The following is an 18,595-nucleotide window of genomic DNA, read 5'->3' as shown; positions in this document are numbered from 1 at the left end:
GAGAGAGGAAAGGAACGGTTTTTTTCTGTGAAAAAAATCATTTCAAATTTGTATGGGGAGGTTTCTGATTTGGAAAAAAAGGTCGTATTAGTAGATGGTAATAATATCGCGTATCGTGCTTTCTTTGCACTACCGCTTTTAAATAACGACAAAGGTATACATACGAACGCAATTTACGGTTTTACAATGATGTTGATGAGAATATTAGAGGAAGAAAAACCGACGCATATGTTAGTAGCATTTGATGCGGGGAAAACGACATTCCGTCATAAAACATATAGTGAGTATAAAGGAGGGCGTCAAAAGACTCCACCTGAATTATCAGAGCAATTTCCGTTTATTCGTGAGATGCTTGATGCATTCAACGTACCGCGCTATGAATTAGAAAATTATGAAGCGGACGACATTATGGGAACGCTAGCGAAAGAAGCGAGTGAACAAGGAGCAAATGTAAAGGTTATTTCAGGAGATAAAGATTTACTTCAACTTGTTTCTGATAACACGCTTGTATGTATTCCTAGAAAAGGAATTACGGAAGTAGATGAATATACGAAAGAAGCTTTATTTGAGAAATACAGCTTATCACCAAAGCAAATTATCGATATGAAAGGTTTAATGGGAGACCAATCAGATAATATTCCAGGTGTACCAGGAGTTGGTGAAAAAACTGCGATTAAATTGTTAACACAGTTTGGAACGGTTGAAGAAGTGTATGAAAATATAGATCAAGTAAGCGGGAAAAAATTAAAAGAAAAACTGGAAGCAAATAAAGAGCAAGCTCTTATGAGTAAAGATCTTGCAACGATTATTACAGATGCGCCGATTACAGTGCATGTGGATGATATGGAGTATAAAGGGTATGAAGCAAGTGATGTCATTCCGATGTTTGAGAATTTAGGATTTACATCTCTTTTAAATAAATTAGGTGTTACGCCAGAAGAAACGGCTCCAGCTGAATTAGATGATATTGCATTTGATATTGTGGAAGAAGTTACAGATGAGATGCTTCAGCAAGATAGTGCGCTTATTGTTGAAGTACAAGAAGATAACTATCATAAAGCAGATATTCAAGGTTTCGGTATTCAAAATGAAAATGGTTGCTACTTTATTCAGACAGACATTGCACTTAAGTCAGACGCTTTTAAAGAGTGGCTTGCAGATGGGGAAATGAGAAAGCATACATTTGATGCGAAGCGTGCGATCGTTGCACTGAAATGGAACGGTATAGATATGCAAGGGATCGACTTTGATCTATTAATCGCCGCTTATTTACTTGATCCGGCTGATACGGATAAAGATTTCCGTACTGTAGCGAAAATGAAAGAAACGCATGCTGTGAAATCCGATGAAGAAGTTTACGGAAAAGGTGCGAAGCGTGCTGTGCCAGAGTTAGAAGTAGTAGCGGAGCATGTAGCTCGTAAAGTGCATGTATTATATGATGTAAAACAAACTTTCGTTGAAGAATTAGAGAAGAATGAGCAATATGAACTGTTTACAGAGTTAGAATTACCGCTTGCACGTGTATTAGCTGATATGGAAGTAAAAGGTGTAAAAGTTGATACAGAGCGCCTTCGTAATATGGGAGAAGAACTTGCAGGTAGATTAAAGGAAATGGAACAGGAAATTTATAAGCTTGCGGGAACAGAATTTAATATTAATTCACCGAAGCAGTTAGGTGTTATTCTGTTTGAGAACTTAAACTTACCAGTTATTAAAAAGACGAAAACAGGTTATTCTACGTCAGCAGATGTATTAGACAAGCTGATGGATCACCATGAAATTATTCCAAACATTTTACATTACCGTCAATTAGGGAAACTAAATTCAACTTATATTGAAGGATTATTAAAAGTTGTACATGAAGATTCATCTAAAATCCATACTCGTTTCAATCAAGTATTAACGCAAACGGGCCGATTAAGTTCAACGGATCCAAACTTGCAAAATATCCCGATTCGATTAGAAGAAGGAAGAAAGATTCGTCAGGCATTCGTTCCATCTGAAGAAGGATGGATTATGTACGCAGCGGATTATTCGCAAATTGAACTTCGTGTATTAGCTCATATTGCAAATGATAAAGGGCTAGTTGACGCATTCCAACATGATATGGATATTCATACGAAAACAGCTATGGATGTATTTGGCGTTGAAAAAGATGAAGTAACTTCAAATATGAGAAGACAAGCGAAGGCTGTTAACTTCGGAATTGTGTATGGTATTAGTGATTATGGTCTTTCACAAAACTTAGGAATTACAAGAAAAGCAGCAGCGGAATTTATTGAAAAGTATTTAGAAAGTTTCCCTGGTGTACAAGAATACATGGATGACATCGTAAAAGATGCGAAGCAAAAAGGATATGTGGCTACACTATTAAATCGCCGTCGTTACATTCCAGAAATTACGAGTCGTAATTTCAATTTACGTAGCTTTGCTGAGCGTACAGCTATGAATACACCAATTCAAGGTACTGCAGCAGATATTATTAAAAAAGCGATGATTATTATGGCAGATCGTTTAGAAGAAGAAGGATTACAAGCGCGTCTTCTTCTGCAAGTACACGATGAATTAATATTTGAAGCACCAAAAGAAGAAATTGAAAAATTAGAGAAGCTTGTACCAGAAGTAATGGAGCATGCAATTGAACTCGCAGTTCCGCTAAAAGTTGATTATTCTTACGGTCCAACTTGGTACGACGCAAAATAAGGAAGTGATGAAATGCCTGAATTACCAGAGGTGGAAAACGTCAGACGGACACTTGAAAATCTTGTAACAGGAAAAACAATTGAAGATGTCATTGTTACCTATCCCAAAATAGTAAAACGTCCAGATGATGCAGAAATCTTTAAAGAAATGCTAAAAGGCGAGACGATTGAAAGTATAAAGCGAAGAGGAAAGTTTTTGCTTTTATATGTAACGAATTATGTCATTGTTTCACATTTGCGTATGGAAGGTAAGTATTTACTGCATCGAGAGGATGAGCCAATTGATAAGCATACGCACGTCCGTTTCTTATTTACAGATGGAACTGAATTACATTATAAAGATGTGAGAAAGTTTGGTACGATGCACCTCTTTAAAAAAGGTGAAGAGTTGAATCAAATGCCTCTTGCTGATTTAGGTCCGGAGCCTTTTGATGCTGAATTGACACCACAATATTTACAAGAGAGATTGCAAAAGACAAATCGTAAAATAAAAGTTGTATTATTAGACCAGCGTCTTTTAGTAGGGCTTGGAAATATATATGTAGATGAAGTTTTATTCCGTTCTCAAATTCATCCGGAACGAGAAGCGTCGTCTTTGACAACAGAAGAAATTGAACGAATTTATGAGGCGACTGTTACAACGTTAGGCGAAGCAGTGAAGCGTGGCGGAAGCACCATTCGAACATATATTAACTCGCAAGGGCAAATTGGTTCGTTCCAGGAACTTCTAAATGTATACGGAAAAAAAGGAGAACCGTGTGTGACTTGCGGTACGATATTAGAAAAAACGGTTGTTGGCGGAAGAGGAACGCATTACTGCCCGATTTGTCAGCCAAGAATATAGAAAAGAGATAACATCGGATAGGCATTTGTCATATACATACAGCAGAGCTATGTATAAGGGAGGAGCTTACCGATGTACCTTTATTTATCTCTTATTTTATTAGCTTTTACATTAAGCTTAGATAGCTGTAGTGTAGGGCTAACATATGGGTTAAGAAGTGTAAGAATTCCACTAAGATCAATTATAATTATCGGAATGTGTTCAGCGGCTGTTATGCTTGTTTCAATGGGAATTGGACATATGATCGCAAAGATATTTTCACCTGTTATCGCAACGCGTATCGGTGGGCTTGTTCTTATTGGAATAGGAATTTGGGTATTATACCAATTTTTTCGAAGTGAGAAAAAAGAAGAACCGAAGCAAGAGGAGAAGGTTTGGAAATTAGAAATTGCTTCACTCGGGCTAGTGATCCAAATTTTACGGAAACCGACTGTCGCAGATTTCGATAAATCAGGCACCATTTCTGCAGGAGAAGCATTGCTTCTTGGTATCGCTCTCTCTGTAGATTCGTTCGGAGCTGGAATTGGTGCATCTTTATTAGGGTATGCACCTGCAATGATGGCAATATTAGTTGCGGTTATGAGTTCTTTGTTTTTATTTATCGGAATGAAACTTGGAACGGTTTTATCAAATATGAAATGGTTACAAAAATTTACATTCCTGCCTGGGGTATTACTCATTATTATTGGAATTTGGAAAATGTAAGTATGGGCGTGGAACATTAGTTTCGCGCCTTTTATTATGAGGAGGGGAGGACGGTAAGTATATATTTATAGATAAAAAACCATTGTCAGGGTAAGGTAGCCCCATGGGGTGAAAAATCTTAAATTATATTCAATTGGTGATTTTGCAAAAAAGGCAGGTAGGACAGAGTAAACTAGTTGCCATCTTCAAGGAAAAAGAGCAAATATAGCTAAGAAGATGGTTAAGGAGTTGTTGGAAAGTGATGCTTGCGAAGAAAGTGAGAATCAAGCCAAATAAAGAACAAGAATTGCAACTTTGGAAATCTGTTGGCACGGCAAGATGGGCTTATAATTGGACACTGGCGAAGCAAGAGGAGAATTATAAGAATGGCGGAAAGTTCATATCAGACGGTTTTTTACGGAAAGAATTAACTGTGTTGAAGCAGACTGAAGAATATGCTTGGTTGTATGATGTTTCGAATAATTATAGCCAAACAAGCAATCAAAGATGCTTGTGAAGCATATAAACGATTTTTTAAGGGGCTGGCTGATAAACCACGATTCAAAAGCAGAAGGAAATCAAAACCCTCTTTCTACAACGATAACATCAAGTTAAAAGTAAAAGAAAAACAAGTTTTGATTGAGAAAGTTGGTTGGGTAAAAACATCCGAAAAGTTACCTGTAGAGGTGAAGTACTCTAATCCGCGCGTTAGCTTTGACGGTAAGTATTGGTATTTATCTGTCAGTATCGAACAGGAGTTTACAAAAGAGAAGTTAACGGCTGTTTCGTTAGGAATAGATATTGGAATCAAAGAATTAGCATATTGTTCTGATGGTCAGAAAAAGAAAAATATCAACAAAACAAAGGTGGTAAGACAGGCAGAGAAACGCCTTCGTAGGTTGCAACGTCAAGTTTCTCGTAAATATGAAATGAACAGGGAGGGAAACCGTTTTGTCAAAACGAGCAACATTATAAAAATCGAACAAGAGATACGACAACTACATAGAAGGTTATCAAATATCAGAAAGAATCATCTTCATCAGTCAACGAGCGAAATTGTGAAAAACAAGCCATTGCGTATTGTGATGGAGACGTTGCATATGAAAGGTCTGATGAAGAATAGACACCTAGCTAAAGCGATTGCGAAGCAGTGTTTATATGAGTTCAAAAGACAAATTCAATACAAGTGTGAAAAATATGGTATTGAATTTGTAGAAGCTGATACATGGTATCCTTCTTCAAAAATGTGTTCCAATTGTGGAAGCATCAACAAAGAACTAAAACTTTCTGACCGTGTATACAAATGCACTTGTGGTCACGAAATGGATAGGGATTTAAATGCGGCTATCAATTTGTCACAGTATGAATTAGCCAGTTAAAATCTAAAAGGTTACGGCTAATATGTAGGATTCGTTGTATCCGAATTTACGCCCTCGGAGTGTTAGATCAAACGAAAGTAGCTTTCTGCAAAATCGGACACATAGAACAGGGAAATAAACAAAATTTATAGATTTTTATAAGTTTATGGCAACGGATTATGATGACAGTAGTAATTGGATTAACGGGAGGCATTGCAAGCGGGAAAAGTACGGTATCAGAAATGTTTCGTGAGTTAAGTATACCGGTTATTGATGCGGATATTATTGCAAGAGAAGTTGTAGAGCGAGGAAAACCAGCATATAACAAAATAGTGGAAGTGTTTGGAGCGGAAATATTACAAGAAGATGGAGAACTGGATCGGCCGAAATTAGGAAGTGTCGTTTTCTATAATGAAGAAAAGCGATTGCAGTTAAATAAAATTGTTCATCCTGCAGTGCGTGAGGAAATGAATAGGCAAAAGGAAATGTACATAAAAGAAGGTGCGCAAGCGGTTGTGTTAGATATTCCTCTCTTATTTGAAAGTAAATTAACAAGTCTCGTTGATCGTGTTTTAGTTGTAGCAGTTAAGCCGCAGACGCAATTAGAACGCTTAATGAAGCGCAATAATTTTTCAGAAGAAGAAGCAACAGCGCGTATTCAATCTCAAATGCCGTTAGAGGAAAAAGTGAAACATGCAGATGAAGTGATAAATAATGATGGCACAATTGTGGGAACGAAAACACAATTGCGGGTAATTTTAAAGAATTGGAACATTATTGACTAAAAAATTGTGAAATTAATGAAAATGCTTAGTGACATATCCCCTTTTTGTGTTATACTATTATTGGGATTGGAGATAAATAGTATAACGCATTCAAGGGGGATAACATATTATGACTCGTGTGGCAATTAATGGATTTGGACGTATTGGGAGAATGGTATTTCGTCAGGCAATAAAAGAAAGCGCATTCGAAATTGTAGCAATCAATGCAAGCTATCCATCTGAAACGTTAGCACATTTAATTAAATATGATACAGTTCACGGCAAGTTTGACGGAACAGTAGAAGCATTTGAAGATCACTTATTAGTTGATGGGAAAATGATTCGCCTTTTAAACAACCGCGATCCAAAGGAATTGCCTTGGACAGATCTAGGTGTTGAAGTTGTAATTGAAGCAACTGGTAAGTTTAATTCAAAAGAAAAAGCAATTCTTCACGTTGAAGCTGGAGCGAAAAAAGTTATTTTAACAGCGCCTGGTAAAAATGAAGATGTAACAATTGTAGTTGGTGTGAACGAAGACCAATTAGATATTACAAAACATACTGTCATTTCAAATGCATCTTGTACAACAAACTGTTTAGCGCCTGTTGTTAAGGTGTTAGATGAGCAGTTTGGAATTGAAAACGGTTTAATGACGACAGTTCATGCTTATACAAATGACCAAAAAAATATTGATAATCCACATAAAGATTTAAGAAGAGCACGTGCTTGCGGACAATCGATTATTCCGACAACGACAGGTGCTGCGAAAGCGCTAGCAAAAGTTCTTCCACATTTAAATGGAAAACTTCATGGTATGGCACTTCGTGTACCAACACCAAACGTGTCTCTTGTTGACTTAGTAGTAGATGTAAAACGTGATGTGACAGTTGAAGCTATTAACGAGGCATTCAAAACTGTTGCAAATGGTGCGCTTAAAGGCATTGTAGAATTCAGTGAAGAGCCTTTAGTATCTATTGACTTTAATACAAATACACACTCAGCTATCATTGATGGTTTATCTACAATGGTAATGGGTGATCGTAAAGTGAAAGTACTTGCTTGGTATGATAACGAGTGGGGTTACTCTCGTCGTGTTGTAGATCTTGTAACGTTAGTTGTTGAAGAATTAGCGAAACAAGAAAATGTGCAACATATTTAAGTGAATAAGGGAGAGGGCAAGTGAATATTTGCCCTCTTTTTTTTAATTTTTTCTGAAAAGGAAAAAAATTATAGGAGTATATTTTCGGAAGTGGACATACCACGAAACGTTGGGATTACTGTATTTGTGAATCATTTATTTTTTTTAGGGAAAAGTAAAGAGGAAAATATGACAGAAAATCGAAAAAACTGTTGTTGCAAAATGAAAATAAACAAAGTATACTAACACTCGTAAACTTAAGAGCTGAGGTACGTAGTCACTACTTAAAGGGTTAGGACCTCTCTGGACTAACTTTCCCCCGTGGTAGTGGAGCAAGCCAAATTGCAAATTAGTTTTCAATTCGAACAGTTAGAATAAATTTACAAGGGGGAACTGTAGAATGGATACTATGGATACGATGGGTCGTCACGTGATCGCTGAACTTTGGGATTGCGATTTCGACAAGCTTAATGACATGCCGTATATTGAACAATTATTTGTGGATGCAGCACTAAGAGCTGGTGCTGAAGTGCGTGAGGTAGCTTTCCATAAATTTGCACCACAAGGTGTAAGTGGAGTAGTAATTATCTCGGAATCACATTTAACAATTCATAGCTTTCCGGAGCACGGTTACGCAAGTATTGATGTTTATACTTGTGGGGATCGTATTGATCCAAATGTTGCTGCAGAATATATTGCAGAAGGTTTAAACGCAAAAACGCGTGAGAGCATCGAGCTTCCTCGAGGCACTGGTAGCTTCGAAATTAAGCAGAGAGAAACAAAAGCTCTTTAAAAAAGAACATAATTGATTTAAAATGTAAAGAGGTGTATAATGCACCTCTTTTTTAGTTTATAAAAAAGAGGAAATATAACGTACTCGTTAGGGAAATAAATGGAGCTCTTACGAATAAGTTAGCATTCCATCTACCATCTTATTTTCGAAACCGAGATGATGACATAACGTGCTTTAACTTAAAGTGGTAAGAGAGTTAGAATGAGTTATATAATAATGTATATATATTGTCAGATGAAGTAAGTAGAGAAAAAATAAAGAGTATAGTGTAAAGGAGTGAATATATTGCGTTGTCCATCCTGTTCTCATAATGGTACAAGAGTGTTAGATTCGCGTCCGGTAGACGAGGGGCGCTCTATTCGAAGAAGGAGAGAGTGTGAAAGCTGTTTAAGCCGCTTTACAACATTTGAAAGAGTAGAAGAGTCACCTCTTATCGTTGTAAAAAAAGAAGGAACACGAGAAGAGTTTAATAAAGAAAAAATTTTACGTGGCTTAATTAAAGCGTGCGAAAAAAGACCAGTATCTTTAAGACAATTAGAAGAAGTAACTCAAAGTGTGGAACGTGAACTTCGTAATTTAGGTATATCAGAAGTGAAAAGTGATATGATTGGTGAAATTGTTATGGAAGAACTGCGTGATATCGATGATGTTGCTTACGTGCGTTTTGCTTCTGTATATCGCCAATTTAAAGATTTAAATGTATTTATTGAAGAATTAAAAGATATACTGCAAAAAGAAAGAGAGTAGAATTTGTATTGTATTCTCTTTACATACTATAAGGAATGAGATAAGAGAGCTAGAAGCGAAAGCTAATAGCTCTTTTTCGCTAAGAAATTATATAATAAAGATAGAACGAATGCAGTAGAGGATAGATTGGATGAGAGAAAGGAAAAGCAAGAATGGAAAAACAGTCATGGATGGAGCTATTGCCGATTGATCGTTATAAAGTAAGTGCGAAAGGGTTACTGCATAATTACGACCGAAAAGTGTTGACGATATTGTACCAACCGTTAATAGGTAGTAGAGCTTTTAGCTTGTACATGACGCTATGGGGAGAGTTAGAGCAAGATCGTGTGTTTGGAAAAGAGAATACGCATCATTCCCTTATGGTGACTATGCAAATGCAACTTCCTGAAATATATGAGGAACGAGTAAAGTTAGAGGCAATTGGGCTTTTGAAAGTATATATTAAGAAAGAAAAAGATATTCGAATGTTTATATATGAGCTGCAACCACCTTTATCTCCAAAGCAGTTTTTTGATGATATTGTTTTAAGTATCTTTTTGTACAATCGATTGAGTCGGACAAAATATAATCAAGTAAAGCAATATTTCTTAGAAGAAGAATTTGATTTTGTATCTTATGAAAATGTTACGCGTTCTTTCAATGATGTATTTGGTTCGTTTAATCCAGGACAGCTTGAGCATGCGCAAGAGGATCTTCGTATTCCGAAAACGACAGCTATGCCAAGTCGCGAGAAGGGAGACGCTCCAAAAGTTTGGAATGATTTCTTTGATTTCTCCTTATTTGTAGATGGATTGTCCGCTCTTGTCCCTAAAAAGGCCATTACAGATCAAGTGCGAGAATGTGTCATTACACTTGCTTACGTGTATGATGTAGATGTGTTATCGATGCAAAATATCGTTCTTGGTGCGGTGACAGAGATGCAGACAATTGATATTGAAAGGCTTAGAAAAGGAGCGCGTGATTGGTATCAGTTCGAAAACGGTCAAGCGTTACCTGTATTGAGTGAAAGAGTACAGCCTCATGCGGCACGTATGATGAAAGAGAAAGAGCCTTCTACGCAAGAAGAGATGTTAATCAAACAGTTAGAAGAAATCTCACCAAAGCAGCTATTGAAAGAAATCTCTGGCGGTGCAGAGGCGACGAAAGCGGACTTGCAAATCGTTGAAGACGTAATGATTAATCAAAAATTAACGCCAGGTGTTGTGAATGTACTTATTTATTATGTTATGCTACGCTCAGATATGAAACTTGCGAAAACGTATGTGGAAAAGATTGCTGGGCATTGGGCGCGTAAAAAGGTCGGTACAGTAGCTGAAGCGATGGCATTAGCGAAAGAAGAAAACCGTCAATATCAAGAATGGGCTGAGACGAAGAAAAAAGGTCGTACGTCGAAGAAAACAGTGCGAAAAGAAATGGTACCAGATTGGCTGAAAGAAGAGCCGAAAGAACAAGTGAAAGAAACTGTGAAAAAAGATGTAAGTGCTGAAAAAGGTGCAAGTACGTTAGAAGATGAACGAAAACGACTAGAAGAAGTGTTGAAAAAATATAAGCGTGATTAATAGAAGAGAATGAACGCTCTTTGAGGTGAGGAAATGGAGCATATTCAAAATTCGTTTGCAAAGTTAATGGAAAATGAAAATTTTAAAAATAGATATGAAGTATTAAAGGCGGAAGTAATGGCACATCCGCGTGTGAAAGAATTTATAGAAGAACATAAAGGTGAAGTAACAACTTCTATGATTGAGCGTAGCCTTGTGAAGTTATACGAATATATTGGACAAAGTGTAGGTTGCGCAGATTGTCCAGATTTAGGCTCGTGTAAAAACATGCTGCAAGGATATGAGCCGAAGCTCGTTATCCAAGGGAAGATGATCGATATTCAATACGATCGTTGCGTTAGAAAAGTAGCATATGACGAGAGAAAGAAATATGAAAAACTCGTTCAAAGTGTATATATGCCATCTGATATTTTACAAGCAACGATGGAAAACTTGGATCCATCAGATTTAGATGCACGTATTGATGCAATTGGTGCAGCTAATGAATTTTTAAGTACATATGAACCTGGTAAAAAAGTACAAGGTTTATATTTGTACGGTAAATTTGGTGTAGGGAAAACGTATTTGCTAGGGGCAATTGCGAATGAGCTTGCTCGAAAGAAAATAAGTTCGATGCTCGTATATTTCCCTGAATTTTTACGTGAAATTAAAAGTTCGATTCAAGATAATTCGATTGGGGAAAAGATTGATGCGGTGAAACGCGTACAAGTTTTAATGTTAGATGATATTGGAGCAGAAGCGATGTCAAGCTTTGTGCGTGATGATGTGCTTGGTGCAATTTTACAGTTCCGTATGTTAGAAAACTTACCGACGTTCTTTACGTCTAACTTTGATTTCAAGGAGTTGGAACATCATTTAACGTATACACAGCGCGGTGAAGCGGAAGAAATGAAAGCAGCTCGTATTATGGAACGAATTAAATATTTAGCGAAACCAATTCCAATTGGCGGGAAAAACCGTCGTCATAAGTAAAGAGTAAGCTGAGAAGCTTACTCTTTTTTTCGTATGAAGTACTTTTCAAAGTAGTCGAATTGTAAAATGAAAAGTTCTTATTGAAAATTCGTAGTAGCTTGTATCATTTTTTTCTCCCTCCCTTAATATATATAAAATTAGCAAGCCATATTGAGTGGATTTTCTAACGATAGGAAATGTAATTCTACTAAGAGTGAACTTCACGCGGGACGGACTCTTATAGGATTTGTAACGTATAGATACAGTCCTTTAGAGCAGGGATAAAAGGGGGGACAAAAGTGATTGAAATTTGCTTCGAAGAAAAAAATGATGCTATGCACGTATATAGACAACTACTGAAAAGAGCGGAACTGTTATATGAAGAAACGAGTGTGTATTTACAGGAACAAAAAGTGGTGATTCACATACCAGTAGGTGAATCGAATTATATTGAAAAGATTTTATTGCCAGTAATGGTATATTTTATTGTGAATGTGAAACAAAATGAGTGGATATATACAATCTTAAAAGAGAAGTTTTTTTATGAAGAAGAGGAAGAGTGTCATCAAATATTGCATATGGCACATGAGATTTTAAAGGGAAGAAGAAAAGGGATTACCAGTGAATTAACGCGTCACACATTTGAATCATATATTAAATCTTCTTTAAATAACTGGCTTTGTGATCCGCTTTCATTCTCGTTTTCATCATATGTTCGTTTTCGTCTTCGTACATATAGGGAAATGGTAGCTAAGCTTGCCGAAGTGGCGATTGATGAGTATAAGTTGGAACAAGAATATCAAATGTTTATTGAGTCGCTAAGACAACAAGTGCGTAGCCGGAAATCACGTTTGTCCTGTGTGCATCTTATTTTTGATGAGAGTTTTATTTTCTACGATGATAAAGGTAGACGTTTAAAACAGGAGAAATTGGTTCAATATATAGATGAGGAATTATTGAAGCAAAAGGATGTATATATTGATACGAAAGTAATTGCGCCACTTCTTTCTATTTCGCCGAAAAAAATTTATTTATATACGAAAGAACAAGACCATAATATGATTATTACTTTGCGAAATGTATTTCAAGAACGGGTACAATTACATGGATTACATGAGTTTGAGCGCAATGTGAAAAATTTAAAAAATAAAGGTAACGCCCTTGATTTTCTAAGTTTTTGAGCATATAATTACCTACATAAATGAAATATATTGAAATGTCATGATGAGGACATGAGTAGTTTTCTACGATTTTCAGAGAGGGAAGCCTTAGGGTGTGAGCTTCCTAGTACGGGATTATTACTTACCACCTCTAAACTTTAGCAGTGAACGATTCTTCTAGTAATTGCTAACGGACAACACCGTTATGTTGAACTTGAGCAATTAACAATAAGGTTAATTGGAACAAGGGTGGAACCACGAATTCAACACTCGTCCCTTTTTACGGGATGAGTGTTTTTTATTTTGAGAAAAAGAGGAGTGACCAGTGATGGCAGATGTAGTTAAAATTACTTTCCCTGATGGAGCTGTGAAGGAGTTTCCAAAAGGCGTAACAACTGAAGAAATCGCAGCTTCTATTAGCCCAGGCTTAAAGAAAAAAGCTGTGGCTGGAAAATTAAACGATGAGATGATTGATCTTGTTACACCAATCGAAGAAGATGGTGCAGTTTCTATCATTACATTAGATTCTGAAGATGGCTTATATATTTTACGCCACTCAACAGCTCACCTTTTAGCACAAGCGTTAAAACGTTTATATAAAGATGTTAAGGTTGAGCTTGGCATTGGTCCGGTAATTGAAAATGGCTTCTACTACGATATTGATATGGAAGAAGCAATTACAGTTGAAGACTTCAAGAAAATCGAAAAAGAAATGCAAAAAATTGTGAACGAGAACTTAGAAATCGTTCGTCATGAAGTACCACGTGCAGAAGCAATTCGTCGTTTTGAAGAAATCGGCGATGAGTTAAAATTAGATTTAATTAACGATCTTCCAGAAGATGCTGTTATTTCAATCTATGAGCAAGGCGAATTCTTCGACCTTTGCCGTGGCGTTCACCTTCCATCTACAGGGAAAATTAAAGTATTTAAATTATTAAGCGTTGCAGGTGCTTACTGGCGCGGCGATAGCAATAATAAAATGCTACAACGTATTTACGGTACTGCATTCGTTAAGAAAGCAGAATTAGATGAGCACTTACGTATGCTTGAAGAAGCGAAAGAGCGCGATCACCGTAAATTAGGTAAAGAATTAAAACTATTTACTAATAGCCAAAAAGTAGGACAAGGTTTACCACTTTGGTTACCAAAGGGTGCAACAATCCGCCGCATTATCGAGCGTTACATCGTTGATAAAGAAGCGAGCTTAGGCTATGATCACGTATACACTCCAGTACTAGGAAGCAGAGAGCTTTATGAAACTTCTGGACACTGGAACCACTACCGTGATGGTATGTTCCCATCAATGGAAATGGATAATGAAGAGTTAGTTCTTCGTCCAATGAACTGCCCTCACCACATGATGGTTTATAAAAACGATATTCACAGCTATCGTGAATTACCAATCCGTATTGCGGAACTTGGAACAATGCACCGTTATGAAATGTCAGGTGCGTTATCTGGCTTACAACGTGTACGCGGAATGACTTTAAACGATGCACACATTTTCGTTCGCCCAGATCAAATTAAAGAAGAGTTAAAACGTGTTGTAAACTTAACTCTAGAAGTGTACAAAGATTTCGGTTTAGAGAACTATTCATTCCGTCTATCTTATCGTGACCCAGCAGATACTAAAAAGTATTATGCTGATGATGAAATGTGGGAAAAAGCACAAGGTATGTTAAAAGAAGCTATGGATGAAATGGGTCTTGATTACTATGAAGCTGAAGGTGAAGCGGCATTCTACGGTCCAAAACTTGACGTTCAAGTTCGTACTGCTCTTGGAAAAGACGAAACACTTTCAACTGTACAATTAGACTTCTTACTTCCAGAACGCTTTGAACTATCTTACGTTGGTGAAGACGGTAAACAACATCGTCCAGTTGTAATTCACCGTGGTGTTGTATCTACTATGGAACGTTTCGTAGCCTTCTTAATTGAAGAATACAAAGGTGCATTCCCAACTTGGTTAGCTCCAGTTCAAGTACAAGTAATTCCAGTTTCTCCGCAAGTACATTTAGACTATGCGAAGAAAGTACAAGACGAATTACGCCGTGCTGGTATCCGTGTTGAATTAGATACTCGTGAAGAGAAAATTGGTTACAAAATCCGTGAAGCACAAATGCAAAAAATTCCGTACATGCTTGTAGTAGGTGACAATGAAGTAACTGAAAACGGCGTAAACGTACGTAAATACGGTGAACAAAAATCAGAAACAATCGCATTAGATGCTTTTGTTGACATGATTAAAGTAGAAGGAAAACGATAAGAAAAAGCCGCGGTATACCGCGGCTTTTCTATGTAATATAAGTAAGAGAAATTAGAAAAAAAAACCATGTAATACTTATCGTAAAAAAGTATTGCAAGTATGTTAGTTGTTTGTTACAATATTTCTTGTTGTTAGTAAAACACATCGCGTCTTCTTGACAGACGTCATGTCCTATGATAAACTCATCAAGGATAATAGAATATTGTTTTGTGGAACAAGTAGAAGCACCCGCTTCTCACCTGATGGACGCATTCGCAGTTTACAGGTAAATGTATTTCTTACTTAAGATTTTACAAGTGTGGGTGTCGTATGCCCGCACTTTTTTTGTCGGGTTCTATGACTACAAACTATGTTCTGAGAAAACCTTGGAGGTGGCTTACTATTAGCAAGGATATGATGATTAACGAGCAAATTCGTGCACGTGAAGTACGTTTAGTTGGTGCAAATGGCGATCAACTTGGAATCAAGTCTCGTAATGACGCTTTAGACTTAGCTGCAAATCTTAATCTTGATTTAGTATTAGTTGCTCCAAATGCGAAACCGCCAGTATGCCGCATTATGGACTACGGTAAATTCCGCTTTGAGCAACAGAAGAAAGAAAAAGAACAGCGCAAAAATCAAAAAGTAATTAGCATGAAAGAAGTTCGTTTAAGTCCAACAATTGATGAACACGACTTTAACACAAAACTTCGTAATGCTATCAAGTTTTTAGAGAAAGGCGACAAGGTTAAAGCGTCAATTCGCTTTAAAGGACGTGCCATTACTCATAAAGAAATCGGTCAACGTGTTTTAGATCGCTTCTCAGAAGCTTGTGCTGAAGTTAGTACAATCGAATCTAAGCCTAAAATGGAAGGACGCAGTATGTTCTTAGTTTTAGCACCGAAAAACGATAAGTAATAGATAGAGGAGGAAATACCTATGCCTAAACAAAAAACTCATCGCGGCGCTGCAAAGCGTTTCAAAAAGACTGGATCAGGTAAACTGAAACGTTCTCACGCTTACACAAGCCATTTATTCGCTAACAAATCTACAAAAGCTAAACGTAAACTACGTAAAGCTGGTGTAGTAAGCGCTGGTGACTTCAAACGCATTCGTCAAATGCTTGACAACTTAAAATAAGTTCGGCTGATATATAGAACAATTAGGAGGTAATATTATGCCAAGAGTAAAAGGTGGTACAGTTACTCGTCAACGTCGTAAAAAAGTAATTAAATTAGCAAAAGGTTACTACGGTTCAAAAAATACATTATTCAAGGTTGCTAACCAACAGGTTATGAAATCTCTAATGTATGCATTCCGTGACCGCCGTCAAAAGAAACGTGACTTCCGTAAATTATGGATTACACGTATCAACGCAGCAGCTCGTATGAATGGTCTTTCTTACAGCCGCTTAATGCACGGTCTTAAAAATGCTGGCATCGAAGTTAACCGCAAGATGCTTGCTGACTTAGCTGTTCATGACGAAAAAGCTTTCGCTGAATTAGCAACAGTTGCAAAAAACAACATTAACTAATTAATTAGTTGAAACCTTAGAAGATTTTTCTTCTAAGGTTTTTTGTTTGTGTACAAAGAGAGATATGTCGTTATCGATATGACAAAACCAATATAAAAGCTATAGCAATATAGAAGAATATGCATATGAAGCCAGGAGAATCCTCCTGGCTTCTTTTAATTATCACCTTCTGGAAAGAAGAGTATCTTTCCTACCTGAAACGACACTGCTATAATGGAAAGATGATATGGAACTTTCATCAGATAAAATAATATTTTTATTAGTGGGCAATTCCTGGATAATTATTAACTATCATCAATCGGAATGAACAATCTAATCGTGATGATTGAAACGTATTTGTAAATTAAGGACAAGCTATTTTGTAAAGAGGTAGATAGCTGACTTATTAATAAGAAACGAAAAATAATAATGAACTTTGAGATGAAACAACATTGTTGCGTAACATGCGATGTTGGAGGAGGACAATAGAATGGACTTACTACAACTATTTAAATTACAAAAAGAATTAGATGACCGTATTGCGAAGGAGCATGACTTACAACCGAAAAAGTTGTTAAAAGAAAAAATGTTAGCTCTTCTTGTAGAAATTGGAGAACTTGCAAATGAAACACGTTGTTTTAAATATTGGAGCAACAAACCAGCATCAGAACGTGAAGTGATACTAGAAGAATACGTAGATGGTTTACATTTTATTTTATCAATCGGAATTGATTTAGGTATTGATAAAAACTTCCTATTCTATAAGTGTGCACAGACGAATAAAACACAAGTAGAAATTTTCTTAGACACATATGCGAAGGTAATTCGTTTTACAGATCAACCATCTATTACGAACTATATTGAATTATTTACAAGCTACCTTCGACTTGGACAAGCGCTTGAGTTTGAACAAGAAGAGATCGAAAAAGCATACTTAGATAAAAACGAAGTAAATCATCAGCGTCAAACACAAGGATACTAAGTTAATTTTTGAATATTTCAATTTCCTTTTGTATAATGAAGTGACTGAAGAAAAAGGAGGGTGTTGGCAATGACAAAATTAGACGAGACATTGACAATGCTAAAAGAATTAACAGATGCACGTGGTATTGCGGGTAACGAGCGTGAACCACGCGAAGTAATGAAGAAATATATTGAGCCGTTCGCGGACGAACTTTCTACTGATAATTTAGGAAGTTTAGTTGCGAAAAAAGTAGGGGAAGAAAACGGCCCGAAAATTATGGTTGCAGGTCACTTAGATGAAGTTGGCTTTATGATCACGCAAATTGATGACAAAGGTTTCCTTCGTTTCCAAACAGTTGGTGGCTGGTGGTCACAAGTTATGCTTGCGCAGCGCGTGACAATTGTAACGCGTAAAGGAGATGTAACAGGTGTAATTGGTTCAAAACCACCGCACATTTTACCTCCAGAAGCGCGTAAAAAGCCAGTTGAAATTAAAGACATGTTCATTGATATTGGTGCTTCTAGCCAAGAAGAAGCAATGGAGTGGGGCATACGACCAGGAGATCAAGTTGTACCTTACTTTGAATTCCAAGTGATGAAGAATGAAAAAATGTTACTTGCAAAAGCATGGGATAACCGAATCGGTTGTGCAATTGCAATTGACGTATTAAAACAATTAAAAGATGAAAAGCATCCAAACGTTGTATACGGCGTAGGGACTGTACAAGAAGAAGTCGGTCTTCGTGGTGCGAAAACATCTGCAAACTATATTAAACCAGATATCGCGTTCGCAGTAGATGTTGGTATCGCTGGTGACACACCTGGTGTAACGTCAAAAGAAGCGCAAAGTAAAATGGGTGATGGACCACAGATCATTTTATATGATGCTTCTGTTATTGGTCATACAGGTTTACGTGACTTTGTAGTTGATGTTGCTGATGAATTGGAAATTCCATACCAATATGATTCAGTAGCAGGCGGCGGAACGGATGCAGGTGCAATCCATATTGCTGTAAATGGTATTCCGTCTATGGCCATTACGATTGCAACGCGCTACATCCATTCTCATGCAGCAATGTTACATCGTGATGACTATGAAAATGCAGTGAAGTTAATTGTAGAAGTTATTAAACGTCTTGATAAAGAGGCTGTACATAACATTACATTTAATTAA

General features: G+C 36.9%; 16 protein-coding genes, 2 pseudogenes and 2 other annotated features. All 18 genes and pseudogenes read left to right on the top strand.

The window, feature by feature from the left end; all coding sequences use genetic code 11:
* The first annotated feature begins 69 nt into the window (after window positions 1-69).
* Window positions 70-2,703: a DNA polymerase I gene (polA, locus tag ACZ76X_RS24595; RefSeq protein ID WP_479851970.1), complete on the top strand. Its 2,634-nt coding sequence runs from the start codon at window positions 70-72 to the stop codon at window positions 2,701-2,703.
* A 12-nt stretch (window positions 2,704-2,715) separates the two neighbouring features.
* Window positions 2,716-3,546 (top strand): DNA-formamidopyrimidine glycosylase, encoded by an 831-nt coding sequence (mutM, locus tag ACZ76X_RS24590; protein WP_479851969.1) that lies wholly within the window; start codon window positions 2,716-2,718, stop codon window positions 3,544-3,546.
* Window positions 3,547-3,618: 72 nt separating this feature from the next.
* Window positions 3,619-4,251, top strand: coding sequence for a sporulation membrane protein YtaF (gene ytaF / locus ACZ76X_RS24585; RefSeq protein ID WP_000281740.1), 633 nt, complete (start codon window positions 3,619-3,621; stop codon window positions 4,249-4,251).
* A gap of 174 nt (window positions 4,252-4,425) precedes the next feature.
* Window positions 4,426-4,527, top strand: a pseudogene (locus ACZ76X_RS24580) (IS607 family transposase); the annotation flags it as partial.
* Window positions 4,490-5,609 (top strand): annotated as a pseudogene (locus tag ACZ76X_RS24575) (RNA-guided endonuclease InsQ/TnpB family protein). The pseudogenes ACZ76X_RS24580 and ACZ76X_RS24575, both read left to right, overlap by 38 nt.
* Window positions 5,610-5,770: 161 nt before the next feature.
* On the top strand, window positions 5,771-6,373 hold the full coding sequence (gene coaE, locus ACZ76X_RS24570; RefSeq protein WP_479852031.1) for a dephospho-CoA kinase: 603 nt from the start codon (window positions 5,771-5,773) through the stop codon (window positions 6,371-6,373).
* 109 nt (window positions 6,374-6,482) lie between these two features.
* On the top strand, window positions 6,483-7,511 hold the full coding sequence (locus tag ACZ76X_RS24565) for a glyceraldehyde-3-phosphate dehydrogenase (RefSeq protein ID WP_000198979.1): 1,029 nt from the start codon (window positions 6,483-6,485) through the stop codon (window positions 7,509-7,511).
* A gap of 388 nt (window positions 7,512-7,899) precedes the next feature.
* A complete protein-coding gene (gene speD, locus ACZ76X_RS24560) occupies window positions 7,900-8,283 on the top strand; it encodes an adenosylmethionine decarboxylase (RefSeq protein WP_002003660.1) in 384 nt (127 codons plus the stop codon).
* A gap of 285 nt (window positions 8,284-8,568) precedes the next feature.
* Window positions 8,569-9,030, top strand: a complete 462-nt coding sequence (gene nrdR, locus ACZ76X_RS24555) for a transcriptional regulator NrdR (RefSeq protein ID WP_001203687.1) — start codon at window positions 8,569-8,571, stop codon at window positions 9,028-9,030.
* Window positions 9,031-9,182: 152 nt separating this feature from the next.
* Complete coding sequence (locus tag ACZ76X_RS24550; protein WP_479851968.1) at window positions 9,183-10,589, top strand: replication initiation and membrane attachment family protein; 1,407 nt, start codon at window positions 9,183-9,185, stop codon at window positions 10,587-10,589.
* A 33-nt stretch (window positions 10,590-10,622) separates the two neighbouring features.
* On the top strand, window positions 10,623-11,561 hold the full coding sequence (dnaI, locus tag ACZ76X_RS24545; protein WP_479851967.1) for a primosomal protein DnaI: 939 nt from the start codon (window positions 10,623-10,625) through the stop codon (window positions 11,559-11,561).
* A gap of 278 nt (window positions 11,562-11,839) precedes the next feature.
* Complete coding sequence (gene ytxC, locus ACZ76X_RS24540; protein WP_479851966.1) at window positions 11,840-12,721, top strand: putative sporulation protein YtxC; 882 nt, start codon at window positions 11,840-11,842, stop codon at window positions 12,719-12,721.
* Between the two features lie 31 nt (window positions 12,722-12,752).
* Window positions 12,753-12,981: a binding site (T-box leader), on the top strand.
* 47 nt (window positions 12,982-13,028) lie between these two features.
* Window positions 13,029-14,966, top strand: a complete 1,938-nt coding sequence (thrS, locus tag ACZ76X_RS24535; protein ID WP_000786083.1) for a threonine--tRNA ligase — start codon at window positions 13,029-13,031, stop codon at window positions 14,964-14,966.
* A 210-nt stretch (window positions 14,967-15,176) separates the two neighbouring features.
* Window positions 15,177-15,297 (top strand) — a sequence feature (ribosomal protein L20 leader region).
* 62 nt (window positions 15,298-15,359) lie between these two features.
* Window positions 15,360-15,863, top strand: coding sequence for a translation initiation factor IF-3 (gene infC / locus ACZ76X_RS24530; protein WP_000973214.1), 504 nt, complete (start codon window positions 15,360-15,362; stop codon window positions 15,861-15,863).
* A gap of 21 nt (window positions 15,864-15,884) precedes the next feature.
* The gene (gene rpmI, locus ACZ76X_RS24525) at window positions 15,885-16,085 is read left to right on the top strand and encodes a 50S ribosomal protein L35 (protein ID WP_001125945.1); all 201 of its coding nucleotides are present in this window, start codon (window positions 15,885-15,887) and stop codon (window positions 16,083-16,085) included.
* Between the two features lie 37 nt (window positions 16,086-16,122).
* Window positions 16,123-16,479 carry a 50S ribosomal protein L20 gene (gene rplT, locus ACZ76X_RS24520; protein WP_001138362.1) on the top strand — a complete coding sequence of 119 codons (357 nt, stop codon included), beginning with the start codon at window positions 16,123-16,125 and terminating at the stop codon, window positions 16,477-16,479.
* Window positions 16,480-16,948: 469 nt separating this feature from the next.
* Window positions 16,949-17,440 (top strand): dUTP diphosphatase, encoded by a 492-nt coding sequence (locus ACZ76X_RS24515; protein ID WP_000365050.1) that lies wholly within the window; start codon window positions 16,949-16,951, stop codon window positions 17,438-17,440.
* A 69-nt stretch (window positions 17,441-17,509) separates the two neighbouring features.
* Window positions 17,510-18,595, top strand: a complete 1,086-nt coding sequence (locus ACZ76X_RS24510) for a M42 family metallopeptidase (protein WP_479851965.1) — start codon at window positions 17,510-17,512, stop codon at window positions 18,593-18,595.

Source organism: Bacillus sp. BC05(2025) (assembly GCF_056725905.1).
The sequence above is the reverse complement of the archived record's forward strand: the minus strand, read 5'-3'. Positions and strand labels throughout refer to the sequence as shown.